Source organism: Nostoc sp., from assembly GCF_036917235.1.
Lineage (GTDB): Bacteria > Cyanobacteriota > Cyanobacteriia > Cyanobacteriales > Nostocaceae > Nostoc.
This window is the reverse complement of sequence record NZ_JBALDU010000070.1, coordinates 1-25,482: the sequence shown is the minus strand read 5'-3', so window position 1 is coordinate 25,482 and position 25,482 is coordinate 1. Positions and strand designations below refer to the sequence as shown.

The window sequence follows — 25,482 nt, the reverse complement described above, 5'->3', positions numbered from 1 at the left end:
CATTGTAAATCTCAACTTGAACCTGAGCATTCTGTCAAGTGTAAGCTACCAATTGCGGCTGAATTAGTTAGCATCCGTATTGCTGCCGGAATAAAATTAGTACTGTTGGGTGTACTCTAATCTTTGGGTGGTTGCAGCAATACTGCATATCGCCTAAGATGCGCGACTCAAACGGATGATAATTTTGGATGTTGAGTCGATCGCTATCGGATTTGTTCTACGAGCCTATGCCGATGCTACTGCTACTAGCATTAATTTATCATCTTGGTTTTTAATCTGCACTGCTATGCTGGCGCTCAGAACTTTCTAAGATGAATTTTGGGCGTTGCTGAATTTTGAATTGGTATTAGTTGTGTTCTAGCAGCTTGACAATCTTCCTCACTAACTCCTCTGGTTCTAATGGCTTGGCAATGTGAGCTTGAAACCCAGCAGTTAAGGCTTTTTGTTGGTCAATATCTCCGGCATAGGCAGTTAATGCGATCGCCGGAATCGTTCTTCCTTGATTAGCTGGGCGTGAACGAATTTGCTGGATCAGCATATAGCCATCCATGTCAGCCATGCCGACATCACTCATAATTAGATCGGGAATGAAACTATCAAGTACTTGCAATGCTTCTAGCCCAGACGCTACGGCCGTCACTTTTGCGCCATTTTGTTCTAGCAAAAATGCTTGAAACTCACGAGTATCAGTATCATCATCCACGACCAAAATTTGCAGGTTGCTTAAGGGAGTCTGGGCGCTTGATGTTTCAGCGTCGGCTGAGTCAAGTACAATTTGTGCTGACTGGTTCAAGAGCGGTATTTGAACTGTAAAGATTGCGCCCTGATTCTCACCCAAGCTTTCTGCTTTGACTGTGCCACCGTGCAGTTCTACAATTTGGCGGACGATCGCAAGGCCTAAACCCAAGCCACCAAATCTGCGTGTCATCGAGCTATCCTCTTGCTGGAAATACTCAAACACCTGTGGTATAAATTCCGGTTGAATGCCAATGCCTGTATCGATCACCCGGATCTGAGCTTGCCCTGCAATTTGCCTTAATTCAATGATTACTTGTCCGTCATCTGGTGTAAATTTGACGGCATTGGTAAGCAAGTTCCACACCACTTGCTGCAAGCGGACAGCATCACCAGAGATAAGTGCAGTTGGATTGAGATCGATCTGTAAGTTAATATTCTTTGCTTCTGCTGCTAAACGCACCGTTTCCAGGGCAGCAGAAATAACAGGGATTAAATTAAGGGAAGCCACTGTTAAGGACAGCTTGCCCCGCATAATCCGCGAAATGTCGAGCAAGTCTTCAATTAATTGTGATTGCAGTTTGGCGTTGCGCTCAATTGTTAGTAGTGCTTCGCGTTGACGGGCGGCGTTGAGCTTGCCTCTTTGCAGCAGTTGTGCCCAGCCTAAGATGGGGTTTAGGGGCGATCGCAATTCATGAGACAGCACTGCCAAAAACTCGTCTTTAATCTGGTTGGCTCGTTTTAACTGTTCTGCCTGTTGCTGAATCGAGACAATTAGGTTGGCGCGATCGAGGGCGATCGCTATCTGCTCAGACATTAATTGCAGCAAATTGATTTCTTCTGGGGTAAAGCCAGTGCGGGTGCGGCTAGCAAACGAGATGGTTCCTAATAACCTCTCCTCCACAATTAACGGTTGACTGACATAAGCAGTAACACCCTGGTTGCGGACGATTTCGGCAAGAGGATCAGTGGCAATTTGGGTGTGGTTGAGAACGACAGCAGATCGTTCTTGGGCTGCCCAGCCACAGAGGGATTCACCAAACTCAATCCACTTGTTCGCCTCAGCCAACTCTTGAGTAATACCCTCATAGTTTTTCAAATGCAGGATGGGGCGGTTGTCTTTTGACTCGACGATGTAGTTGTAGTAAAAGTCCAACCCTAGCGCAGGTGCGAGTTTGCTGAATAAATTGTGCATCAGCGTCATCGGTTGCTCGACCGCCAGGAGATCGCTGGTGATGTCATAGAGCAACCGAAAACGTTCATCGGCTTGCCTCTGTGAGGTTACGTCGCGCATGATTTTAATAAATCCTTGCACCTCATCGGCTTCATCGCGTATGGGCATCACAAAGCCACTACCCCAAAAGCGACTACCGTCTTTTCGGATATGCCAGCACTCATTTTCTGCCTGTCCTTCAGTTTCGGCGGTCTGAAATTCCCAGCCAACGCGGTTTTCTAGGTTTTCTTCGCGGCTGTAAAGGCTGTGACAGTCACTGCCAATGATTTCTGCTTCTGAATACTTGAACAATTCTTCAGCACCAGCACTCCAACTGGTGATTATAGCGTTGGGATCAATGGTAAAAATAGCATATTCTTTTGCACTTGCCAACATTAACCGAAAGCGAGCTTCACTTTGTTTGAGGGCAATTTCGATTTGTTTGCGAGCGGTAATATCGTAGGACATTGCCAGCACAGCATCAATTTCACCGCGATCGTTGCGTAAGGGTGTGCCATGAGAGATATAGTAGCGATCGTGGCTGTTGTGTTCTGAGGTAAACGATTCGCCATTGAGAGCTTTGCGGTAGTTGGGTTCGTAGCTGGCTGCCAGCGTTGGGCCGAGGGCTTCAGAGAGTGTTTTGCCAACAAAGTTTTCAGTAGTCATACCGATCCACTCCAGCGCTTCGCCTTCTGCCAGCTGGTAGCGTAAATCTCGATCCACAATGAACACAGCGCCATGAGGTAGTTTGGCCGCGACTTGACGCAGGCGGGCTTCGCTTTGGTACAGTGCTGCTTCGACAAGTTGGCGATCGCGCTTTTCTTGGGCTTCTCGCAGCGCTCGTTGGACACAAGGAACCAACCGCCGTAAGTTGCGCTTTAGCACATAGTCGGTAGCTCCCAGTTTCAGCGCTTCAATCGCCAATTCTTCGCCCATACTGCCAGAGACGAAAATAAAGGGCGTGTCAAAACACAGGTTTTGGGCAATTTTCAAGGCGGAAATGCCATCAAAACCGGGCAAAGCATAGTCTGCCAAAATTAAATCAAACGCATTGGTTTCTAATGCCGTCACAAACTCAGCGCGAGTTTCTACCCGAAGCAGTTCAAAATTAGCGCCGCCATCGGTCAGGGTGACATCTATCACCTCTGCATCAAGGGGATTGTCTTCCAGCAAAAGAAACCGCAATGCTGTCATAATTATTGTGCCTCATGTTTTGGCAGCGAAAAGTAAAACGTTGCGCCCTCGTCGATTGCGCCTTCTGCCCAGATGCGTCCGCCATGTCGATGAACGATCCGCCGTGCAGTGGCAAGCCCGACTCCCGTGCCAGGAAACTCTTCCTGGGGATGCAGCCGTTGAAATATGCTAAATAGTCGATCGCAGTATTCCATGTTGAACCCTGCACCATTATCTTTGACAAAGAAAATCACTTCTGGCTCCTGTTCAATGCTACCAATTGTAATTGCAGCTTTGCTGTTATTGCGGGTGTACTTTACGGCATTCGACAGCAGGTTTTGCACTACTAACCGCAGCAGTGCCGGATCGCCTTTTACCGCTACCAATGGCTCAATTTCCCAGTGGAGCGATCGCCCAACCAGTTCCGGCTGCAATTGTTCTCGCACCTGCTGCACCAATTGACTGATATTAACAGTAGTCAAATGCATCTCTGTCTTCCCCAGGCGGGAAAATTCCAGCAAGTCGTCTACCATTTTTTCTGCCTCAAGAGCAGATTTGATGATAATGTTGAGAGTTTGCAAACTGGATGCATCGACGAGGGTTGCATTGAGCTTGCCTTCCAACCGTTCGGCAAAGCTGCTGATGTAGCGTAGCGGCGTTCGCAAGTCGTGGGATATACAGGAAGAGAACGTTTCCAGTTCTTGGTTGATGGCTTCTAGTTGAGCAGTCCGCGCTTTTACCTGTTGCTCTAAGCGATCGTTGAGTGTTTGTACTGCTTGCATCACCTGTTCGCGGTAGACTGCTTCGCGTCGCAGCTGTGCTAATTGGAGGTTGGCATTGACTCGCGCTAATAGTTCTCGTGCCGAGAAGGGTTTAATTAAGTAGTCATCTGCGCCAGTTTCTAAACCTTGCACCCGTGATTCTTCGCCAGCACGGGCAGAGAGCAAAATAATCGGGATTGTCTGGGTATTTGGTGAAGCCCGTAGCGATCGCAGTAACTCAAATCCATCCATTCTGGGCATCATTACATCTGCTAACACTAAGTCATAGATGACATTTTCACCACGCCGGATCGCAGTCAGTGCGGCTAACCCGTCATTTACAGCTTCTACCTCGTAGTACTGGTTTAACAACCGCCTGAGATAGCCGCGCATATCGGCGTTGTCATCCACTAGGAGAATACGCGCCCTCTTGGAGCTTTGTGCTTGAACCTCAGAGCTTTGTGCGTGAACCTCAGAGCTTTGAGCTTGAACCTCAGAGCTTTGAGCGTGAACCTCAGAGCTTTGAGCTTGAACCTCAGAGCTTTGAGCTTGAACCTCAGAGCTTTGAGCTTGAACCTCCGAGCTTTGTGCGTGAACCTCAGAGCTTTGAGCTTGAACCTCAGAGCTTTGAAGTTGAAATTCTGAGCTTTGAAGTTGAAATTCTGAGCTTTGAAGTTGAAATTCTGTGCTTTTGTCAAGGGCAGTTCCCCCTGCCCCCTGCTCCCCTGCTCCCCTGCTCCCCTGCTCCCCTGCTTCTTCAGGTAGCCAACGTAAGGCTTCTTCAACAAAAGCATTTGCAGTTACAGCCGTCGATGGCAGTGTAGAGGCAACCTCAATTTGGTCGGCGGGTAGATGGGCGATTCCGGTGGGGATGGTGACGGTGAAGGTTGTGCCTTGGTCTACTGCACTCGTAACCGCGATCGCGCCGCCGTGCCGCTTGACGAGTTCTTGCACCAGAGACAAGCCAATACCTGAGCCTTCATAGCTGCGCCCCTTCGCGCCTTTGACTTGATAGAACCTCTCAAAGAGGTGAGGCAGTTCGGAAGCGGAAATACCTACGCCCGTGTCGCTGACCATTAATTCAACTCTGTTTGCTTTGGGTTTGAGCGAGACAGAAATGATACCCTGGAAGGTAAATTTGAAGGCATTGGAGAGTAGATTCAAGACAATCTTTTCCCACATCTCGCGATCTACGCAAATGGGATCGGGCAGGGGAGGACAATCGAGGACTAACTGCAAATTGGCATTCTCAATCGCCGAGCGGAAAACACTTGCCAGTTCCGCCGTGTAGGTGGATAAGTCGGTGGGTTCGTAGTTTGCCTTCAGGCGATCGGCTTCGATGCGGGAAAAGTCGAGCAGGGTATTGACCAGTTTCAGCAAACGCAAGCTATTGCGATGTGCTAGTTTTAGCCGTTCCCGTTGTGAAGAAGTTAGGGGATTTACCGAATCGCTCAAGGCATCTTGCACGGGAGCCAGTGATAGCGTTAGCGGTGTGCGGAATTCGTGGCTGACGTTGTTAAAGAAGAGGATTTTAGCGCGATCGAGTTCTGCCAGGGATTCTGCTCGTTGGCGTTCTTGTTCGCGGGCTGATTGTTCTCGAACTCGCCCAATTTCTGATTCGCGTAAGGCTGCTTCGGCGCGGGCGCGCTCCACGGCGGCCCAGGTTCTTTCCGCCGTCTCCTGCAAAACGGTGATTTCTTCCGTCGTCCAGCGGCGCGGCTCGCCCTGATGAACGACGAGATTGGAAACCCAGCGTCCGTCTTTGATGAGCGGGGTGGTAACGAAGGCAGTCGAGCCGATTGCCTTGTAGTTCGTCTTTTCCGCCTCGGTCAATTCGGTTTGCGCGTCAATATCCACGACAATCAACTGCTCGCCGTTGCGGAGCTTGTCGAAGATTGAGCCGTAAGCCGCGAGCGGAAACTCGCCTATGAACGCCGGAAAACGTCCGCTCAGATAGTTGTCATTGACGATTACCCTTTCGCCGTCGGGCGTAATCTCGGCGTACATCGCACGGTCAACCGCGAGATACTCGCCGAGAGTATGCATCGCCGCGCGTTGAATTTCCAACGGGTCGGAGAGCGATCGCAGTGCATCCGACAGCTTGACCCGAAACGCATCCATCTCAGCCACACGACGCAATTGTTCTTCCGATCGTTTGCGGTCGGTGATGTCGTCGTAGAGCATCGTGAAGCCGTCTGCTCGACCAAAAGGAGTGACTTGGAAAGCGAACCACTTATCATTGTCCAGAACGAAATGCTCAAAGCGTTCCGGCTGTCCGGTTCTGACAACGCGCTCAACAATCTCCAACCAGGAGCGGTAGTAGTTTGGAAAGACTTCACTCGCTAACCGACCGAGGGTGCTGCTTGGGTCAAATCCTGTGTGCCTCTGATATGCTGGGTTGAGTTCAAGATATCGGGCATCTACAGCGCGACCACTCTCGTCGCGGACAAGCTCATTGATCGCCAACCCCTCGTTCATCGACTCAAACAGCGATCGATATTTTTCTTCTGATTCGCGCAAGGCTGCTTCAGCTTCTACGCGCTCGGTGATGTCACTCGCCGCACCAAACCATTTGACGATAACGCCTGCCTCGTCGATCAGCGGAATGGCGCGGGAGAACGTCCAGCCCACAGTGCCGTCCAACCGAATAACGCGGTGTTCCAATTCAAAATTGCTGCGGGTTGCGATCGCGCGGTTGATCGCCGCCCTAACTCGCGGCTTGTCGGTTTCGGGAATGTACTCCTCTGTCCAATCGCGGCGCGGCTCTTCAGTCGTGGCGAGAAACTCTTTGCTTCCAAGATAATGCATTTCCCGCCAATCTGCGCTCATTTCATAAATGATGTCCGAAGTTGCACTGACAAAAGCGCGGAATTTTTCTTCCGATTCGCGCAGGGCTGCTTCGGCGCGTTTGCGATCGGTAATGTCTTGGAAAATAATCGCAACGCGGGGCAGCGATTCGTCACCAAGGCGCGAAACTTCAACATTGAACCAACGGTTAAACGCAAACGAGTACTGCTCAAGTCGCTCAGATTCCCCTGTGGCAACAATTCGCGCGTAATGGTCGCTCCAGAATTGTTCGATTTCTGGCATCAACTCACTCGCTAATCTGCCGCTGGCATTGCTTAAGCCAGTATGTCTTTCAAACGCCGGATTCGCTTCAAGAATCCGATGGTCAACGGGCTGCCCATCCTCGTCATACAACACTTCGACGCTGCAAAAACCTTCCTCCATCGACTCAAACAGCGATCGATATTTGGCTTCCGACTCGCGCAGGGCTTCGAGTGAGATGCGTGCTTCGTGAATGTCGGTTGCCGCACCGTACATCTTGATGACCTTGCCGCTCTCATCCTTAAGCGGAAACGCATTGACCACAAACCAGCGATATTCTCCATCGTGGCGGCGAATGCGGTGTTCCTGTTGCAGCGGTACGCCCTGTTCGACGGCTTCACGGTAACGACGATCGGAGGCGGCGCGATCGTCGGGATGAATCGCGTCTATCCAGCCCCAACTGATCGCTTGCTCAAAGGTTTGCCCTGTATACTCCATCCAGCGCTGGTTGTACCAGTTGGTCGAGCCGTCCGGTTCGCTGTCCCAGAGCAGATCGGGGACGAGGTTGGCGACAGCCTGCAACCGTTCTTCCGATTTGCGCAAGGCGACCTGGGCTTGTCGCTGCTCAATCAAATCAGCCGCTTGACGGGCGAGTAAATCGAGAAACCGCAGTTCGCGATCGCTCGGTCGCTGGTGTTTGCCCCAGTGGGTCGAAACCATACCGATCGCTCTGCCCGAACGGGTAATTAGCGGTGTTGACTGTCCGCAGAGAAATCCTGCCTCTACGAGCTTTTGCAGCGAACCACCGGGGTCTTCACTTGCGGGTACATCATAATTAATAATTGCCCGTTTTCGAGTTGCAAGAGCAACGCCACAGGCAGTATTGGAACTAGCGTCAAGACGATAGAAATACTCGACTGTCTTTTGTTCTAAACCTTGACTTGCAAGCAATAATATGTATTGAGTTTCTGCTTCCAAAATTTGAATTGTCCCAGCATCAGCCTGCATGAGGTCAACCGCAGCAGCCACAATCTCGTTGTAAAGCACCTGAATATTGTCTTCCGATGCCAGGTAAGTGCTTAGTTCGTGTAAGCGTTGAGTGTCGCGCAGGTCGGCGGCAATGGCGACTTGGGCTTGCCGTTGCTCAATCAAATCAGCGGCTTGGCGGGCCAGTAAATCGAGAAAGCGCAGTTCGTGTTCTGTGGATCGATGGTGTTTGCACCAATGGGTCGAAACCATGCCGATCGCTTTACCGGAACGGGTAATTAGCGGCGTGGACTGTGCTGAGAGAAGTCCCGCCTCACGGTGCAGTCGCATTGAGCCATCCGGGTCTTCGCTTTCTTGTACATCGAAATCAACAAAGGCGCGATCGCCCGTTGCCAATGCTATACCGCAAGGCGTGTTTGAATCCGCGTTGACGCGATAGAAATGCTCAAGCATTGTTGGCGTTATGCCTTGAGTGGCAAGCAGCACGAGATCCTGCGTCGCTTCGTCGAGAATTTGGATCGATCCCGCATCTGCTCGTGTGAGGGCGATCGCAGTAGCTATAATCTCCTGGTAAAGCGTCTGAATGTCGCCCTCGATTACAAGCCTTGCGCTCAGTTCGTGCAGTAGTTGCGTATCTTTCAGGTCTGACTCGATGGCTGATAAAGCTTGTTTGCGCTTGATAGTATCTTTATCAAGTTCCGCTACTTCCTGCAATGCTTGTTGTACCGATGGCACTAATTGCCCTAAGCGTTGCTTGAGTATATAATCTGTCGCGCCCTGTTTGATCGCTGCGATCGCCAATTCTTCGCCCAAACTGCCAGAGATGAAAATAAACGGTATCTCAGGACGTAGGCGACGGGCGATCGTTAGTGCCGCAATCTCATCAAAATTAGACAAGGCATAGTCTGCCAAAATCAGGTCGATGGCGTTGCTCTCCAGTGCCCTAATAAAAGCAGTACGAGTATCTACCCGCAGTAGTTCGCAGTCAATCCCGCCCTCTCTCAGCGTGGCTTGCACGACTTCTGCATCGGTTAGATTAGCTTCGAGTAAGAGAAACTGAAGTGCTGACATGATTTTCTTCTTGCTGTTTTGGTTTAGATATTTCAAAATCTATCGTTTTCCCAGGAAGAAAAATTGAATTGAGGATTGGGGACTCTGAAGTTATGGACTAGGAAACAACCTTGCTCTGGTGGGGATTTACTTGTTGGGTATAGTAGAATATTGCCGCAGGTAACTGTCCGTCGCCTCTTGGACTTAATCTTTGTGGGTGACTTCCTCCTCAGTTGCTACTACACTCAATCAACCGATCATGCAACCACCGATTATAGTTGGCACTGTCTTGCAAAACCGTTACCGCATAATTCAAATTCTCGGACAAGGAGGATTTGGTAGAACCTATCTGGCAGAAGACCAGAGGCGCTTTAACGAACTTTGCGCGATCAAAGAATTGAATTCAACAGCAGGGTCGGCTTTGGATTGGGAGAGGGCACAAGAGCTTTTTCACCGAGAAGCGGCCATTTTATATCAAATCGAACATCCACAAGTGCCGAAATTCCGGGAAAGATTTGAGCAAGACCAACGCTTATTTTTGGTGGAGGACTACATTGCAGGTCAGACGTACCGCACTCTGCTGGCTGAACGTCAAGCTATGGGTAAAACTTTCACAGAGGCTGAAGTATTGCAGCTGATAGAGTTGTTGTTGCCTGTTTTAGAGCATATTCACAGTCGAGGAATTATTCATCGAGATATCTCGCCAGAAAATATTATTTTGCGAGATAGTGATGCTAAACCTGTGTTAATTGACTTTGGGGTGGTGAAGGAACTGGCAACGCGTTTACAATCGCCAGATAGTCCCATACCAAAAACCACCGTAGGAAAATTAGGCTACTCTCCCAGCGAACAAATGCAAACAGGGGGAGCTTATCCTAGTAGTGACTTATATGCATTAGCGGTAAGCGCGATTGTTTTGCTGACTGGTAAAGAACCAAAGGAGCTATTCGATCAAAACCAACTAACTTGGAATTGGCAACGGTGGGTAAAAGTGAACCCGCGATTTGCTGTAGTTTTGAATCGAATGTTGAATCATATACCGAGCGATCGCTATCAAAGTGCTGCTAGTGTATCTCAAGCACTACAACCTTTACACGAAGTCAATCTTCCTAATGTAAATGTGTCTAACTTGCAGACAATGGCAGTTAGTCGCCGTCCTGACTTAGTAGCACCAGCAGCTTCGCCCAAGAAACCCGATCCTGTGATTCCACCAAGTCCCACTAGCTCAATTTTGGATAATCCGTTAGCGATCGCCGCAATTGCTATTGGTGTCACGATCGTAGCAGGATTTGGTTCTTGGGCATTAGTTAGTTCTATCCGCAGTCAGTCAAAACCATCACCAACTGAGACGCTTCCACAAAATTTCCCTTCACCAGTAATTTCTAGTGGTACTACATTCACACCGACGCCCACGCCAACACCAACACCCACACCTACTAACCAACCTGTTATATCTACTAAGCGCCTCCAGCTTACAACATCTAACCCGATCGCGGTTGAAGGTACTCTCAAAGCAAATCAAATCATCCAGTACAGCTTTTTTGGGCGAGAAGGTACTAAATTAAACACGTTTATTGATCCAGGAAGCAGCATTCTGCTAACAATCTTAAGTCCCAATGGACAACCAATTGAGAGTACTGCCCAACAAGTCACATTTTATCAAGGCACATTGTTGGTTACTGGTAGATATACTATTGAGTTAACTCTGCTTTCAGGAGTTGCCGAAAGCAATTACAATCTCAATGTTGCATTAGAAAAACCAGTCAAACCAACACCGACAGAAACACGCTTGCCAATTCCCACAGAAACACCCTTGCCACTTCCTACAGAAACCCCCTTCCCACTTCCCACAGAAACACCTTTGCCAATTCCCACAGAGACACCCTTACCAATTCCGACGATTACTGAAGCGCCAACTTTGCCGCCGGCTGATGAAACACAACCATTTTCTGGCCAAAGAAATTAATGTTAAACACACTACTGATTACTGGAACTGATACCGAAGCTGGTAAAACTGTTTTAACGACAGCGTTAGCAGCTTATTGGCAAAAATATTACCCGCAGCGTCGCTGGGGAATTATGAAACCGATTCAATCGGGGATTGGCGATCGCGAGTGGTATCAAAAGCTATTTGCGCTAGAACAATCTGCTGAAGAAATTACACCTTTATACTTTCAAGCACCTCTGGCTCCTCCAATCGCAGCAGCACGGGAAAATCGCCGGGTAGATTTAGCAGTAGTTTGGCAAGCTTTATCTAAGTTGCGATCGCAGCGTGATTTTGTGCTTGTAGAAGCCTTGGGAGGGTTAGGTTCGCCAATAACTGAGGAATTAACGGTAGCTGATTTGGCGGGGGAATGGCGTTTACCAACAGTATTGGTAGTACCAGTGAGATTGGGTGCGATCGCTCAAGCAGTGGCGAATGTGGCATTAGCTAGACAATCGCGCATCAATCTCAAAGGCATTGTTTTGAACTGCGTACAACCCCGAACGGATGCAGAAATAGCCGACTGGACACCATTTCAATTGATTCAATCACTCACTAACACGCCAGTTTTAGGCTGCTTACCCTATCTAGATAACCTGACTGATTTAGATAAACTTGCTCAAATAACATCAGATTTGGATTGGGAAACACTAACACTTGAGAATGATTAAATTGGGGTAGGGAGCAGGGGAGCAGGGGAGCAGGGGAGGGGAGTAAAACTTTTTTTATGGCTGATTTTAAGTCCTGCATTTTGTACCTCATTTTCTTGAAAACTGCTGTATATCCCACTCACTCAATTAGGATATAGCAACATTTTTGAGGATATTCATTGGCCCTTGGGTTTTGAGAATCTCCATTTCTGCTGCGTTTCGTACCAGCAGCGCACCAGCGAATCCTAATGAATTCACAGAGATAGATTGGAAATGCTCTTGCGATCGCGGTACTATCAACATCCATTCTCGTGTCGCTAGCAGATTGTAAGCACCAGATTGCTTTGCATCTAAACCCACAGCCTGACGCAAAGTATGATAAATTTCCAGTGTTGCTTGACCCCCTGCAAATGGCGATCGCACCCAATTAGAATTTAATGGTGCGAAAGCATGTACAAAAGGAAGTTTTGCTAAAGTTGCATTCGAGTTTTGAAATTGTGCTGATGTTAGCAAAGCTTCAATCGGTATTTGCAACCCTGAAGGGGCAAGTGGTAGTGGCACTAATTGTAAGTGCTTGTGTCGCTGACTAGCACCTGCGGTTTTGCCACTGTTGTAAAATGCTAAACCGTCGAAATCAGCTAAACACGCCCACATAGCCGTAAAATCTTCCAGAGTGAGTAAGCTTTCTTGTTCCTCAAAACCACGGGTGATGATTAGCAGATGATAATCTACAACATTGAATTTATTTAAAATACATACATGGGTATCGGAGATATCCGCTACAAATAAATCTTCTTCGTAGGGCAAAAAAGGATTAAACTCTTCACCAGAAGTAGCAGATTGTTTTTCCTGTTTCTTCTTAGCTGCTTTTTTGCGATTCAGGTTAGACAAAATCCGCACCAAAAAGCGCACGCCATCCTGTTCAACAAATTCAAATTCTGTCGGAATCGAGAGTAGCGCCTCGCATTGCAAAGCAGATTCAGTCCGTTCTTTAACACTTCTCCATAAAGTGCCAGGTTTAAGTAAGATTTTCCCTTGTGCCATCTAAGCCTCCGGGGTACTCCCGCCACAGCGAAGCTTGGCGGTGAGGGGGATAGGAGGGCTGGCTGAGTGGGTTTTAATAGCCCCGAAGTCAGCAATTTTCTTAATTGGTTGGACTACTTTGCTTCTCAACATAAGATTTAAGTTGTTCAAGGGTAACGCCTCCACACGATGCAACAAAGTATGCACCTGTCCAAAAGACGGGTTTGCTGTAAAACCGATTAACGTGTTCATGAAACTCCTTGCGAATTAACCGACTAGATACCGTCTTGATGTTGTTCACGAGTTTACTTACTTCCACATCCGGGGGGTAACTAATAACCAAGTGAACATGATCTGACTCTGCGTTGTACTCTGTTACCTTGCTTCTCCACTTAGCGCAAGTACTTTCAAATATTTCTTGCAGTCGTTTTAGCATTGCTTGATTTATAACCTTTTTTCGGTATTTAGTGACAAGCACTAAATGAATGTTTAGACTATAAACTGCTCTGTGTCCTATATTGTAAGTCATGCCACCAAATGGTATTATGACTATATGTTACTCACCTACCAGTTCAAACTCAACCCCACGCCTGAACAAGTTGTCATTCTTGAAACTTGGGGCGAACTGTTGCGCCGTCACTGGAACTACGCATTGGGTCAGAGGTTGGATTGGTTAAGGCGTACAAGGTCACAAATTGATCGTTGCAGTTTATTCTGTGAACCGATAAGAGAGATACCAAGTAGACCTGACTATTACACACAAGCTTCAGACCTCAAAAGAACCAAAGAACTATTCCCTGACTACAAAAGCATCTATGCTGACTGCCAACAACAAAATCTGATGAGGTTGGACAAGGCGTGGAAACGATGGTTAACACCTGATAAAAAAGGCAAACGAGGAGGTAAGCCACGATTTAAAAAGCGTGGTGATATAAGTTCTTTTACATTTCCTCGCGTTAACCACCCCAAAGCAGGCGCACATCTAACAGGCAATACCCTCAAGCTTTCTAAGATTGGTGAAATTGAGGTTATCTTGCACCGTCCAATCAGTAACGGATTTGAGATTAAGCAAGCAACAATTTTAAGCAAAGTTGATGGATGGTATGTCAGTTTTTCTCTTGAAGATAAAACTGTACCTGAATTGTTGCCGATTGATAAAATTAAAACTGCTACTGGCATAGATGTCGGGTTGGAAAAGTTTTTAACTACTGCTGATGGACAAAGTATTGAAGTACCGCAGTATTACCGTAAGGCACAATCAAAATTAGCCCGTCAGCAGCACAAGCTTGCACGTAAAATTAATGGGTCTAAGAACTATAAGAAACAAGCCAAAAAGGTTGCACTTACTCATTTGCACGTTGCTCGGCAAAGAAAAGAGTTTCATTATCATGTCGCTCATTGGTTGGTTAAATCATACGATTTAATTGTTTTTGAAAACTTGAATATTAGAGGATTAGCTAGAACACGACTAGCTAAATTAATACTAGATGTTGCTTGGGGCGCATTCCTGGAAATCATGCAAGCAGTAGCGGTAAAACGCGGCAAGCTGACACTTGGAGTTGACCCTAGAAGCACGAGTATTAATTGTTCGAGTTGTGGTGAAAGAGTCGAGAAAACATTGGCAATTCGTGTTCATAGTTGTTCTTGTGGATTGGTCATTGACCGCGACTGGAACAGCGCATTAAATCTTTTAAAGCGTGGGTCGGTTGGACTACCGACTCCTGTCTGTGGAGGCTTAGACAATAGTCAGCCTATGAAGCAGAAAGTCTCTTATGTGAATTTGAGTGTCGGACGCTACATTGCTTGCAATTAGCGGTGAGAGTTGTCACTTTTATTCCTTCAGGCATGATGAAGAGTGCTGAGTGCTGAGTTTAAAGACCGCCCACAAGGGACCTTGCTCAAACCCAAGTACATAAATTACTGAGTAATTCTTAATTTACTCAGCACGGGCTAAACCTTAGCTATCCGCTAACAGCACTGAGTTTGGTAAAGAGTAGGCAGCAATGTACGTCTCTACGAATGACTATATTCCAATACGGTTCAATAAAATACCAAAGCTTTCACAACAACGCAATACCTCCGCAACAAAACTGTCACAAATCATATCTACATTAGTAATACATCTAAATATCCTTCCAGACAGCAATGCAAAACGAATCTCGCGACAGAGAACACCCATCAAATAGCATTTCACATAACACTGCTGATGCCAAATACCGCAATCAAGCACCCTGGAAAAAGGCTGCCGCCTCTCTATCGCTGGTGCTGCTGGGATCGGGTATGACATTGGCAGGCGGCTATATGGCTGGACACTCTCAGCAGGTGTCTGAAAATGCATCTAATTTGGCAGTAAGTCGAGTAAATGCTGCTCCTCCATTACCAGCAGGCACAGATCCTAACTTTGTTATCCAGGTGGTGCAAAAGGTAGGGCCTGCCGTGGTGCGAATTGACTCTTCCCGAACCGTAAAAACCCAGTTACCAGATGAATTTAACGATCCACTTTTCCAACGCTTTTTTGGCTCTCAAATGCCAGAACAACAAAATCGCGTAGAACGAGGTACTGGTTCAGGTTTTATTATTAGTGCTGATGGTCGTATTCTCACCAATGCCCACGTAGTTGATGGTGCTGATACCGTGACAGTTACACTCAAAGATGGGCGTAGCTTTAAAGGTAAAGTATTAGGAAAAGACGAGCTGACCGATGTTGCTGTTGTCAAGATTCAGGCAGAGAATCTCCCGTTAGTAGCCTTGGGTAACTCAGATCAACTACAACCCGGAGAATGGGCGATCGCGATCGGCAACCCCCTTGGATTAGATAATACAGTAACTACCGGAATTATCAGTGCCACCGGACGCAGTAGCAATCTAATTGGCGCTCCCGATAAGCGAGTAGAGTATATTCAAACCGACGCCGCAATTAACCCCGGTAACTCCGGCGGCCCCCTGTTAAATTCTCGTGGACAGGTAATTGCCATGAATACAGCCATTATTCAAGGGGCACAAGGATTAGGCTTTGCTATTCCTATCAACACAGCGCAACGCATTTCCAGTCAACTAATAGCTACAGGTAAAGTAGAACATCCTTACTTGGGAATTCAGATGGTGGGGTTAACACCTCAGCTAAAACAAAATATCAACTCAGATCCCAACAGCGGTTTGAGTGTGAATGAAGATAAAGGTGTATTGGTTGTGAAAGTTGTGCCAAATTCACCAGCTGCTAAAGCAGGGATACGTGCTGGTGATGTGATCCAAACGCTTGGAGGTCAAGCAGTCACAGATGCCAGCAGTGTCCAAAGGGCAGTAGAAAATAGCCAAGTCGGGAGCGATTTACGTATGGAATTACGTCGCAATGGGCAGAGTCTTAACATAGCTGTGCAACCGGGTGCTTTCCCCACCCAAGTGCAATAAAAGTTTTGCTAGTCAATTAAGTAAAAGGGAATTTTCTGGGATGGGTATTGTGCCCGTCCTTTTTTTATGTGGCGCAATTGAGTTGCAGTAACCGTATTGCTGGCAAGGTAGGCACTGTCACCAACATCAAAATCGTAAAAATAGTTTTATTCAATAGCAGAGTCATGTTTACATTTTTTATCCATGACATTAGTCACGGTTCAACTAATTACTGGACTTTAGACTAAAGTCCAGTAAAAAGGTAATTATAGATAGTGTTAATTTTTGTAAAATATGCTGTTAATTAGCTGTTATTTACAAAATACTTTTGATTACGAAAGAAAACATAACTAAGGAGTTTTTCTAATGTTTAAATTCAACAAGCTAGAAGTGTGGTTCTAGAAACTTAAATATCGTTAAATAGCTGTGGTCGGCAAATAGCTGTCGTTTGACATTACTGGAAGTTGGCGTTCAAAGCTTCAAAGAAATAAGAAAATGACATTAAAAAACTGGAATCGCCGTGAATTCCTATGGGGCATGAGCCAATCAGCCCTAGCATTACTCGTTATGGGTCGGGCATCTGGGCAAGTGGTGGCGGCAAACAAGTCGACCTCAGTCCTGGTTCTCGGTGCAGGTTTATCTGGGCTATATACGGCGTTGTTGTTAGAAGCCAAGGGTTTGTCAGTGAGGGTTTTAGAGGCACGCGAACGCGTTGGTGGTCGCATCCAGACCTTAGATGATATTCCCGGGAAGCCAGAGGCGGGGGGACAAGCTTTGAGCGAAGAATATCACAGATTATTAGCGCTAGCTGAACGTTTGCAAGTGCCAACGGAACATAGCAAAGGGTTAGACAAAGAATTACTGCTGCATATTAGAGGACAAGCAGTGCTGCCACAAGACTGGGCTGTCTCTACTGCTAACCAGTTAGCAGCCAGCGAACGCCAAGTGCTTCCCCAAAAATTGCTGAGTCATTACCTCCGCCAACACAATCCCTTAGAAAGTGCGAGGGCTTGGATCAATCCGAAATATGCGGATCTAGATATTCCCCTAGACAAGTATCTCCTCGCTCAAGGTGCCTCAAATGAAGCCTTACGGTTAATCGACTTTAATCCAGGCACTCACTTCAACAGTATAAAAACTACTTCTTCTTTGTGGGCATTACGGAATGACCAGCGCGACCAAATTCGCAGCAAGCAATCAATGCATATTCAGAACGGTAACAGTCGTTTGCCGGAAAAGATGGCAGCCTCTCTCAAGTCTCCTGTGCAGTTAAACAAAGTTGTAGAGTCGATTCACTCTCAGGCAACAGGTGTAAAAGTTCACTGCTCAGATGGCTCGAAGTTCGATGCTGATTATGTGGTGGTGACGTTGCCGTTTTCGGTGCTGCGCCAGGTAGAAATCACTCCACCATTACCAAAGATACAAGCACAGGCGGTGCAGGAATTGCCCTACACAGCAGTAACGCAGATTCACTTTACGGTTCGTCATCCGTTCTGGGAAACTGATGGCTATCCGCCGATGATGTGGACAGACTCACGACTTGAAAGGGTGTCACCGATTCGGGATGAACAGGGGCGAGTGCAAAGCTTAGTCTGTTGGGCAAATGGCAGTAATGCCAAACAGTTAGATGCCATGAGTGCAGACGCATTAGCCAAATATGTTACCTCGGAACTGACTCGAATTCGCCCTGGAACAGAGGGAAATATCGATATTGTGCGCGTTGTTTCTTGGGGACGAGATCGCTATGCTCTGGGTGCTTATTCCCACTTTGCCCCCGGACAAGTCCGGCGCTTTCAAGACAAAATGGCTAAACCCTGGCAGCGAATTCACTTTGCAGGCGAACATACTGCGATCGCATCTGGTGGGATGGAATCGGCACTGGAATCAGGAGAGCGAGTGAGCAAGGAGATTTTGGCTGGCATTGGTTTGTTATCGCCTTAAGCACAATGATAAATATCAAGGTTGTAATGTAACGCTTACGATTGGCTGATCTAACCAAATTTGATTCATAAATTTGGGTTGAAGATTTGCTAAAAACCTTGAAATTACGTTAACTTTTGGTCACGCTATGATTCACAATTTGGTCATGCAAGGGGTAAAATCACACTACCCAACTTTAACCTACTTGTCTCACGTATCTGGGACTTTTGCAAGAGGTCTATTGCCTTACCATCAATGATTTCTTGGCGACGTTCAAAGTGTTCTACAATATCTTGAGCAACTAAAGCAATGCGTTTTTCTGCACCAACCAAAGCCTTCAAAGTTGTCCATTTAGTTTTTAATTTTTCTTTGGTTGACTGTTCCTCGGATTATGTGACATCTTCAAATTCGGGGTCAATTTTGGGGCGTTCTGATTCTGTTAATTCCAGTTTCGCCATGCGTCCTTCGTAGTAAATGCGGACGGTGGCTTCATCCTCAACGGCTCTTTGAATATCATAAATATCAATATATTCACCAAATATCTTTGGTGTGTTGATATCAGTTGATTCTATAGGAGTGCCAGTAAAGCCAATAAATGAGGCATTCGGTAAAGCATCTCGCAAGTGTTTTGCAAAGCCGTAAACCATATAGGTGTCGCTTTCATCTCGACTTGTGACTACACGCCCTTCTATTCCATATTGGCTACGGTGGGCTTCATCAGCAATAACAACTATGTTGCGACGGTCAGATAATTTCGGGTATTTTTGCTTTGGTTCTGGTGCGAATTTTTGAATAGTGGTAAAGACAACACCACCAGATGACACTTGCAAAAGTTCTGTTACAGCAATTTGATATCAAATCCGTCACAAAGATCGTAAACTGTAAAAATGTTAAGAATAGTATTTAAAGATGGCAGCATATTCAATTGACTTACGACAAAAGATATTAAGTGCGTGGCAAAGCAAAGAAGGCAGCCAAAGGGAATTACTGAACTTTAGACTAAAGGTGAGCGATCAGTAAGTGAGAGGGTGGGCAAAAAAGAAAGGGATGCCTGTAATCACAAGCACCCCAGTAACGGAAGATGAAAAAAGCACAACCAATCTTCATCTATCGTTATGGATGTTTTTGCACAACTGAAGGAATTCCGTCAAGCAGTATACGAATGTTTATGTCGGGCAAAGGATGCAACATTTGAACTGATGGATGCAATATTGCTAACACGCAATGCTTACAGCCTGGGGGATTTATCAATGTGCCCAGTGTTCCGTCGTCAATGGTCAAGTATCTATGAGGCAATACAGGATACCAGACCGCAGCGCCAGAAGCTGATGGGACTATATAGTAAAAAGATACCAAAACAAGAACGTATTATCCTCGCAGGAGACCATACCACATGGTCAAGACCGCATGCGCCAACGCTCAGGGAAAGAACCTATGAGCATTATACTCAAGGTGGAAGAGGAGGTCGTCCCATCACCCCTGGGTACGGATACAGTAGTATTGCGTGGATACCAGAAACTGAAGGGAGTTGGGCATTACCACTAAGACATGAGCGAATTACAAGTTGGGAAAATCCCATAGATAAAGCTGTATGGCAACTAAAACAGGTGTGTCAGCATTTACCATCACGACCAATCACATTATGGGACAACGAATATGGATGTGCGCCATTTGTGATCAAAACTGCTGACATTAATGCAGATAAACTGATGCGGTTGCGCTCAAACTTGTGTTTATGGGGAGAACCACCACAATACTCAGGCAGGGGGAAACCACGTGTACACGGAGATAAGTTTAAACTCAACGATACCAGTACGTGGTCAGAACCGACCCAAACCATTGAACAACTTGATGCCAAACTGGGTAGAGTCAAAATTCGCCTCTGGACAACAAAGCATTTTCGTCTTTCTCCACAGCATCCGATGTCCATTATACTGGTTGAAAGGCTGCAAGAAGACGGCTCCCCACGTGTCAATAAACCGATGTGGTTGGCTTTTGTGGGTGAAGAAATGCCGCCTTTGTCTCAACTATGGAAACTTTATTTACGACGCTTTGCGGTTGACCACTGGTATCGGTTTATTAAACAACGCTTGCATTGGACACTACCAAAGCTCTCTACTCCCCAACAGTGCGACCGATGGAGTGACCTCATGCCACTCATGACTTGGGAGTTATGGCTGGCTCGTGATCTTGTCAGTGATAATCCCCTGCCCTGGCAGAAACAAATGACTCAATTCACGCCTGGACGGGTTGCACAAGCGATGCCTGGGATTTTGGTCAGAGTTTCTACTCCTGCAAAGCCACCAAAACCACGAGGTAAATCTCCTGGTTGGAAGACCGGACAACCCCGACAGCGTAGAATTCGCTATCCAATGGTTAAAAAGCGTACTACTATTTCACGTAAAGCCGCCCAAAAAACTGCTTGATTTCTGATTTTTTAATTTTTTGGCTTTGCTTGTTTTCAACTCAGCTTCCCTGAGTCATTTTCTGCTTTTTAGTCTAAAGTCCAGTAATTACCTTTTTCACTAGTGAATAGCTCTTTTCAGTCCTAGTATTTATTTGTCAAAGGAATTCGTATTTTATGAAAAATTAATTTCTTTGATGTCAATATCATAAAAGGGAAGTTTGCGAATGAGTATTAAAAGAATGCTTGCTAGTGCAGCGCTGATTTTACCAATTGCTGTTACCTTTATTCCTTTTCAAGCCGATGCTCAGATCAGACGACCAGTTAGGCGATCGGTTCCAACTAGAATAATCAGAAGACCAGTGCGAGTTAGGGTTCGTACCCCTGTTCAAGCGAGAAGGAGAATAGTGGTTCCTGGACGTTGGGTGCAAACAAATCGTGGTCGCCGCTGGATACCTGCTCGCTCTGTATATAGATAAGAAGTCTTACAATTGCAAAAAATATTGTCCATCAATATTGATTGCAGATTTCTTTTTTCATAGCTTTAGTTAGTGTTTAAAAATCTCCTTTATAAATCTTCTAAAGGGGCATTATTTCAGATTTACAATAGACTTCATCCCTCACCCTGAATCCCTCTCCCAAGCGTTGGGAGAGGGACTTTGAAATTGGCTCATATTCTCCCAATTTGGCGAGAATTTGATTTATCAGGACTAATGTCTTGACTACAAAATTTAAGGGACTTCCAAATAAAAAAATACCCCAAAACTGACGGAAAAATCCTCTCTATTTCTCTTCTCTCTGTGTTCTCTGCGCGCCAGTCGCTCATGGGGGAAACCCCCAAGACCGCGCTGCCTTGTCTCTGTGGTAGCCTGCGGCAAGCCGTTCGCGTAGCGTCTCGTAGAGAAGCGTCTACGTTTATTTGGATAATTTATTTCTTGGAAGTCCCTAATTTATTTATGCCTAGCAACAAGTTGCAACTGAATTTTAAGCTAGAGCTACTGCTGGTTGCTGCCAGCGTCCCACTGCTTTACCAATTACTGCCAATTCTTGCATCAAGTTATCGAAACGGTCTGGTGTCAGAGATTGGGGCCCGTCGGATAAAGCTTTGGCAGGATTAGGGTGAACCTCTATCATCAGGGAATCTGTACCAGCTGCGATCGCAGCCATTGCCATTGAAGGCACAAATTCAGACCAACCTACGCCGTGGCTGGGGTCAATCATAATTGGCAGGTGAGTCAGCTTTCGCAACACGGGCACTACCGATAAATCTAGTGTATTTCGCGTATACTGACGGTCAAAGGTGCGTATTCCTCTTTCGCACAAAATTACATTGGGATTGCCAGATGCCAGAATATACTCGGCTGCCATCAACCAATCTTCAATAGTAGCTGCCATTCCCCGCTTCAAGAGAACTGGTTTCGGCTGCGCTCCCACTTTTTTGAGCAAGGAGAAATTCTGCATATTTCTTGCTCCCACCTGAATCACGTCAGCAACTTCGGCAATTTTATCCAAGTCTGCGGCATCCATCACTTCTGTAATAATCCCAAGTCCGCTGACTTCCCGCGCCCTTGCTAACAAATCCAAAGCACTCTCGCCGTGTCCTTGGAAGGCATAAGGTGAAGTCCGGGGTTTGTATGCCCCTCCGCGCAAAAATGCGGCTCCAGCAGCCTTGACGCGCCGCGCCGTTTCCACAATCATTTCTTCATTTTCTACGGAGCAGGGGCCAGCAACAACTACCAAAGGCTGGTGTTCGCCAAATACCACCGCTCCATTGGGAGTATTAACCACCACATCCGAAGCTTCGCCGTGGCGGTACTGACGGCTAGCTCGTTTGTAAGGCTGCTCTACCCGTAACACCTGCTCAATCCAGGGGCTAAGTTCCTGAATTTGTAGCGGATCTAAGTTGGCGGTTTCACCTACTAGACCAATAACTACTTTGTGTTGACCTACAATTTTTTCTGGAGTTAGCCCCCAGCTAGTTAGTTCCTCATCAATGCGGTTTATTTCCGCCTCTGGGGAACCACTTTTCATTACTATAATCATCTGAAAGTTCCTGATTAATTAATTGAGTAAAATTTTCTGTAAATAGGCTAACTTTATTGTTACCTATTGGCCTAATTACAAATAGTTAAAAATAAAATTTGTTTACAAAATAAATAGACGAAATGTAGCGCCCAGTCAGTAGTCTTACTACTAAATAACTAGATATGGGGTATAAAAAGGATTATATAATTTTAATTACAATGTTGAAGTGATAAAATTTCAACTTCAACATTAACTTTTTCATTTACCCAATATCACAGTTACTTAATACCTGAGCGCTGTTCATTATAAGTTTTTTTGCCGAGTTTCGCGCCAAGCTGCCACCATTCGTCCCAAATTGGTGTTGAACTCACCCAAACCCAACAAACTGCCGACTTTTTCTTCATCCCAAGAGGCAGAGAGAACGCCATAAGTTATCCCTAAAACTCCCAAACCAAATAATCCCATGTTCACCAATAACACGGCGATGGGAGGTAGTCGGATGTCAGAGTAGGTAGCAAGCAGATAGCTAGCAATCAAGGCGCTAATCCCCAAAGCTGTTGGTACACCAGAGAACCCAGCTACCCGTCGGATCATCCGTTGGCTGACTACTTGGGGAATTGCCATCTCTTGTTTGGTGTAAACCACTTTTTTATCAGCCTGTTTGACGGATTCTTGGGGCTGTGCTGCTGGTTTACTTTGAGTTTTTGCGGGTTTTTGGCGCTTTTTGTTCGGTTCAAAGGGCAAACGACTGCGTTCAGATTCTTCAGCAGACATAAGCGGTAGTCCTATCCACGAATACCAAGACGAGCAATCAAAGCTAGATATTTTTCACGGCTTTCTTGGGATATATAAGCTAGAAGACGCTTGCGCTGTCCGATTAGCTTCAACAGTCCCCGCCGAGAAGAATGGTCTTTTTTATTTGCCTGTAGATGTTCGCTGAGGCGGTTAATGCGCTCAGTTAGCATAGCAACTTGGACATCGGCCGAGCCAGTGTCAGTTTCGTGAACTTGGTAGTTGGAGATTATTTCTTGTTTCCGCAGTTGCGTGAGGGCCATGGTCGATTCAGTTTCTAGTTTTTCTAAAATGTATGCAGCAGTCTCCTATAATATCACAGCCCTCAAGCTGGATGTAGAATGACTCTTGAGGCAATATTTGTACTTTTTAATACTAATTTCTAGAACTGATTCTCAGTATAAGTTTTAATCCCTGATAGGGATTTTAATTGATTGCTTGCAGTATAAATATGGGAACCGCAAGGGGCAAGCTACTATGTTTCAATCCCTAATAGGGATTTTAGTTGATTGCGATTTTACCTCTGGCGAGCATAGTGGATTTCGTAATGAGGTTTCAATCCCTAATAGGGATTTTAGTTGATTGCGATTGGTTGAGCACATGGAGGGAATGGTTAGCACTGGTTTCAATCCCTAATAGGGATTTTAGTTGATTGCGATGTACCTGTCTTCACTTGAGTCCTGAAGAGATTGTTGGTTTCAATCCCTAATAGGGATTTTAGTTGATTGCGATTTTACAAGTACCCTCTTAAACTCATCCGGCACTTGTTTCAATCCCTAATAGGGATTTTAGTTGATTGCGATCCCTAAAACATATATATATGATATAATTGCCACGTTTCAATCCCTAATAGGGATTTTAGTTGATTGCGATTTGCCCTTGCTACTCTAAATACCTACGTGTGCGTTTCAATCCCTAATAGGGATTTTAGTTGATTGCGATGCGAATGCAAAAATCATAACATAAGAAGTGGTAATTGTGCTAACTGTAAATAGCTGAAAGTCAGTCTACATAAGGTGCGCGGATGGTTTCAAGATACTAAAGCTGTCAAATCCTTGCATATACGGCAATTCAGCTATTTTTGTATTCACCCCTTCCCCAACACCCACCCATCCGCGCATCTAGCGAAAAAACTAATCTGATTGGAAAGCTGTTTCTGTTGACTTACATATATCCTACTCGATTAGGTCAGCCGACTTTAGGGTGATGCCTACGCTTACGCAATTCCAGCATCCCCATAACTAACCTTATTTGGCAACGTCTTCAAAATCTGTTATCGCATAAGCAAATTCTCTAAAAGCTGTTTTAATCAGAACCTCTTTCGTTCCTCTTTCTAGAGAAGAGTTGCGTATGAGGTCTGTTAATTCTATAAACAACAGAGAAAACATAAAACGATCTTGGCGGTCAACTTGTTTCAAGCAAGACGATATAAACTGATAAAGCTCTGTTTTTCTGGGTTTGGTCTGTTCATCCCATATTTGCAAGCCAAGCCGAAAAGTTCTCAAGCGGATTTCATTGGTGTTGAAGGACGCGTCTTTGTAGCGGACTGATACGCGTTGGGGTAGTTCCATGAGTTTTAGCTATACATATTCAACGTAAAGTAATTATTCACTTATATTTTGGCTCAACCGGAAAAATCTGATATTTTGCACCAATGGCAACAACTGCCAGATGTTAGAAACGAGTTCCTAGCGTGAAATATAGAGAGTTACGTAGGGTAGCACAGCAGTTCTACCCTACTATCATCAATTTAGAGGATACCCCAGAAATGGAGTAGCCCTTGACCAGAAAAAGCTTCAATCAAAATCGCAGATACAAAACCAATCATTGCTAGACGACCGTTCCAATTTTCACTCTGAGGAGTGAAGCCAAAACGCACAGCATTAGGATCTTCTGAAACAATAGGCGCAGGATTCTTAAAGCCTGACATGAGCATAACTCCAAGGTTCAAGTGTTGTAGCAGTTGTAACTGTCTGTAAAGTAATGTAACAGATGTTTAAAAAAATGCAAGATTGAATGAATTAGGACTTACTCTCTACAAATTCTTTGTCTACGAAACGCTGCGTGATGTTGATGATGGCAGCGAATTGATGCGACAAGATTGGACTATTAGCTTGAGTATAGATAATGATTTTGGCGATTTTTGATGGTTAAAGCGCTTTTCAAATGCATAGATTTTTCTCCCAAGGGACTTCCAAGAAATAAATTATCCATTTTGTGAGGCGGACAAGATGTCATTGGTGTCAAGTTAAGGCAGAAGCCCAAATGTCAAGCGACCTTGCAGCGTTACGTCGATGTCGTTGGCGAACAGCTTTAACTAAGCCCATAGA

21 protein-coding genes, 1 pseudogene and 1 CRISPR repeat array are annotated in these 25,482 nt (G+C 45.9%); of the genes and pseudogenes, 10 read left to right on the top strand and 12 right to left on the bottom strand.

The genetic code is table 11. The features are described from left to right. Positions 1-175: 175 nt before the first annotated feature. Positions 176-310, top strand: a complete 135-nt coding sequence (locus tag V7K44_RS20820; protein WP_334933898.1) for a hypothetical protein — start codon at positions 176-178, stop codon at positions 308-310. Positions 311-346: 36 nt separating this feature from the next. Here V7K44_RS20820 and V7K44_RS20815 read toward each other — a convergent pair whose 3' ends face one another. Together V7K44_RS20815 and V7K44_RS20810 are read right to left on the bottom strand one after the other, a co-directional pair. Then, a complete protein-coding gene (locus tag V7K44_RS20815; protein WP_334933896.1) occupies positions 347-3,142 on the bottom strand; it encodes a response regulator in 2,796 nt (931 codons plus the stop codon). 2 nt (positions 3,143-3,144) lie between these two features. After that, the gene (locus tag V7K44_RS20810) at positions 3,145-6,711 is read right to left on the bottom strand and encodes an ATP-binding protein (protein WP_334933937.1); all 3,567 of its coding nucleotides are present in this window, start codon (positions 6,709-6,711) and stop codon (positions 3,145-3,147) included. Between the two features lie 7 nt (positions 6,712-6,718). Here V7K44_RS20810 and V7K44_RS20805 point away from each other — a divergent pair, with 7 nt between their 5' ends. Then, positions 6,719-6,940, top strand: a complete 222-nt coding sequence (locus tag V7K44_RS20805; RefSeq protein ID WP_334933947.1) for a hypothetical protein — start codon at positions 6,719-6,721, stop codon at positions 6,938-6,940. On the opposite strand, the pseudogene V7K44_RS33270 reads toward V7K44_RS20805, so the two are convergent. Continuing rightward, positions 6,832-8,988, bottom strand: a pseudogene (locus V7K44_RS33270) (GAF domain-containing protein); the annotation flags it as partial. The gene V7K44_RS20805 and the pseudogene V7K44_RS33270 sit on opposite strands and share 109 nt — an antisense overlap. Before the next feature lie 238 nt (positions 8,989-9,226). On the opposite strand from V7K44_RS33270, the gene V7K44_RS20780 reads away from it, so the two are divergent. Together V7K44_RS20780 and bioD are read left to right on the top strand one after the other, a co-directional pair. Then, positions 9,227-10,933 carry a protein kinase domain-containing protein gene (locus V7K44_RS20780; RefSeq protein ID WP_334933894.1) on the top strand — a complete coding sequence of 569 codons (1,707 nt, stop codon included), beginning with the start codon at positions 9,227-9,229 and terminating at the stop codon, positions 10,931-10,933. Continuing rightward, positions 10,933-11,622, top strand: coding sequence for a dethiobiotin synthase (gene bioD, locus V7K44_RS20775; protein WP_334933892.1), 690 nt, complete (start codon positions 10,933-10,935; stop codon positions 11,620-11,622). Before V7K44_RS20780 ends, bioD begins: the two co-directional genes overlap by 1 nt. 126 nt (positions 11,623-11,748) lie before the next feature. Here bioD and V7K44_RS20770 read toward each other — a convergent pair whose 3' ends face one another. Beyond that, positions 11,749-12,645, bottom strand: a complete 897-nt coding sequence (locus V7K44_RS20770; RefSeq protein ID WP_334933890.1) for an ATP adenylyltransferase family protein — start codon at positions 12,643-12,645, stop codon at positions 11,749-11,751. Between the two features lie 100 nt (positions 12,646-12,745). Beyond that, complete coding sequence (tnpA, locus tag V7K44_RS20765) at positions 12,746-13,153, bottom strand: IS200/IS605 family transposase (protein WP_334933888.1); 408 nt, start codon at positions 13,151-13,153, stop codon at positions 12,746-12,748. Here tnpA and V7K44_RS20760 point away from each other — a divergent pair. The 3 genes from V7K44_RS20760 to V7K44_RS20750 all read left to right on the top strand — a co-directional run bounded on the left by V7K44_RS20760 (position 13,133) and on the right by V7K44_RS20750 (position 17,952). Further along, entirely contained in the window at positions 13,133-14,437 is a 1,305-nt protein-coding gene (locus tag V7K44_RS20760) for an RNA-guided endonuclease InsQ/TnpB family protein (protein WP_334933886.1), read from the top strand. The genes tnpA and V7K44_RS20760 overlap by 21 nt on opposite strands. A gap of 332 nt (positions 14,438-14,769) precedes the next feature. Next, complete coding sequence (locus V7K44_RS20755) at positions 14,770-16,032, top strand: HhoA/HhoB/HtrA family serine endopeptidase (RefSeq protein ID WP_334933884.1); 1,263 nt, start codon at positions 14,770-14,772, stop codon at positions 16,030-16,032. Positions 16,033-16,506: 474 nt separating this feature from the next. Continuing rightward, positions 16,507-17,952: a flavin monoamine oxidase family protein gene (locus V7K44_RS20750; RefSeq protein WP_334933882.1), complete on the top strand. Its 1,446-nt coding sequence runs from the start codon at positions 16,507-16,509 to the stop codon at positions 17,950-17,952. Positions 17,953-18,095: 143 nt separating this feature from the next. On the opposite strand, the gene V7K44_RS20745 is transcribed toward V7K44_RS20750, so the two are convergent. Together V7K44_RS20745 and V7K44_RS20740 are read right to left on the bottom strand one after the other, a co-directional pair. After that, a complete protein-coding gene (locus V7K44_RS20745) occupies positions 18,096-18,272 on the bottom strand; it encodes a hypothetical protein (RefSeq protein ID WP_334933880.1) in 177 nt (58 codons plus the stop codon). 48 nt (positions 18,273-18,320) lie between these two features. Next, a complete protein-coding gene (locus tag V7K44_RS20740; RefSeq protein ID WP_334933878.1) occupies positions 18,321-18,761 on the bottom strand; it encodes a DEAD/DEAH box helicase family protein in 441 nt (146 codons plus the stop codon). Between the two features lie 285 nt (positions 18,762-19,046). On the opposite strand from V7K44_RS20740, the gene V7K44_RS20735 reads away from it, so the two are divergent. Together V7K44_RS20735 and V7K44_RS20730 are read left to right on the top strand one after the other, a co-directional pair. Then, positions 19,047-20,357 (top strand): NF041680 family putative transposase, encoded by a 1,311-nt coding sequence (locus V7K44_RS20735; RefSeq protein WP_334933876.1) that lies wholly within the window; start codon positions 19,047-19,049, stop codon positions 20,355-20,357. Between the two features lie 205 nt (positions 20,358-20,562). Beyond that, the gene (locus V7K44_RS20730) at positions 20,563-20,814 is read left to right on the top strand and encodes a hypothetical protein (protein ID WP_334933874.1); all 252 of its coding nucleotides are present in this window, start codon (positions 20,563-20,565) and stop codon (positions 20,812-20,814) included. A gap of 505 nt (positions 20,815-21,319) precedes the next feature. Here the strand turns inward: V7K44_RS20730 and aroF are convergent. The 5 genes from aroF to V7K44_RS20705 all read right to left on the bottom strand — a co-directional run bounded on the left by aroF (position 21,320) and on the right by V7K44_RS20705 (position 25,082). Further along, positions 21,320-22,378, bottom strand: coding sequence for a 3-deoxy-7-phosphoheptulonate synthase (gene aroF / locus V7K44_RS20725; RefSeq protein WP_334933872.1), 1,059 nt, complete (start codon positions 22,376-22,378; stop codon positions 21,320-21,322). A 285-nt stretch (positions 22,379-22,663) separates the two neighbouring features. Further along, on the bottom strand, positions 22,664-23,134 hold the full coding sequence (locus tag V7K44_RS20720; protein WP_099103390.1) for a PAM68 family protein: 471 nt from the start codon (positions 23,132-23,134) through the stop codon (positions 22,664-22,666). Between the two features lie 11 nt (positions 23,135-23,145). Further along, positions 23,146-23,415, bottom strand: coding sequence for a 30S ribosomal protein S15 (rpsO, locus tag V7K44_RS20715; protein ID WP_094348354.1), 270 nt, complete (start codon positions 23,413-23,415; stop codon positions 23,146-23,148). A 141-nt stretch (positions 23,416-23,556) separates the two neighbouring features. Beyond that, a CRISPR array of direct repeats spans positions 23,557-24,094; the repeat unit is 37 nt; unit sequence GTTTCAATCCCTAATAGGGATTTTAGTTGATTGCGAT. Between the two features lie 305 nt (positions 24,095-24,399). Then, a complete protein-coding gene (locus V7K44_RS20710) occupies positions 24,400-24,723 on the bottom strand; it encodes a hypothetical protein (protein ID WP_194046858.1) in 324 nt (107 codons plus the stop codon). A gap of 179 nt (positions 24,724-24,902) precedes the next feature. Next, positions 24,903-25,082 carry a chlorophyll a/b-binding protein gene (locus tag V7K44_RS20705; protein WP_094348356.1) on the bottom strand — a complete coding sequence of 60 codons (180 nt, stop codon included), beginning with the start codon at positions 25,080-25,082 and terminating at the stop codon, positions 24,903-24,905. A gap of 82 nt (positions 25,083-25,164) precedes the next feature. On the opposite strand from V7K44_RS20705, the gene V7K44_RS20700 reads away from it, so the two are divergent. Continuing rightward, positions 25,165-25,299 carry a hypothetical protein gene (locus V7K44_RS20700; RefSeq protein ID WP_334933869.1) on the top strand — a complete coding sequence of 45 codons (135 nt, stop codon included), beginning with the start codon at positions 25,165-25,167 and terminating at the stop codon, positions 25,297-25,299. Positions 25,300-25,482: the final 183 nt, after the last annotated feature.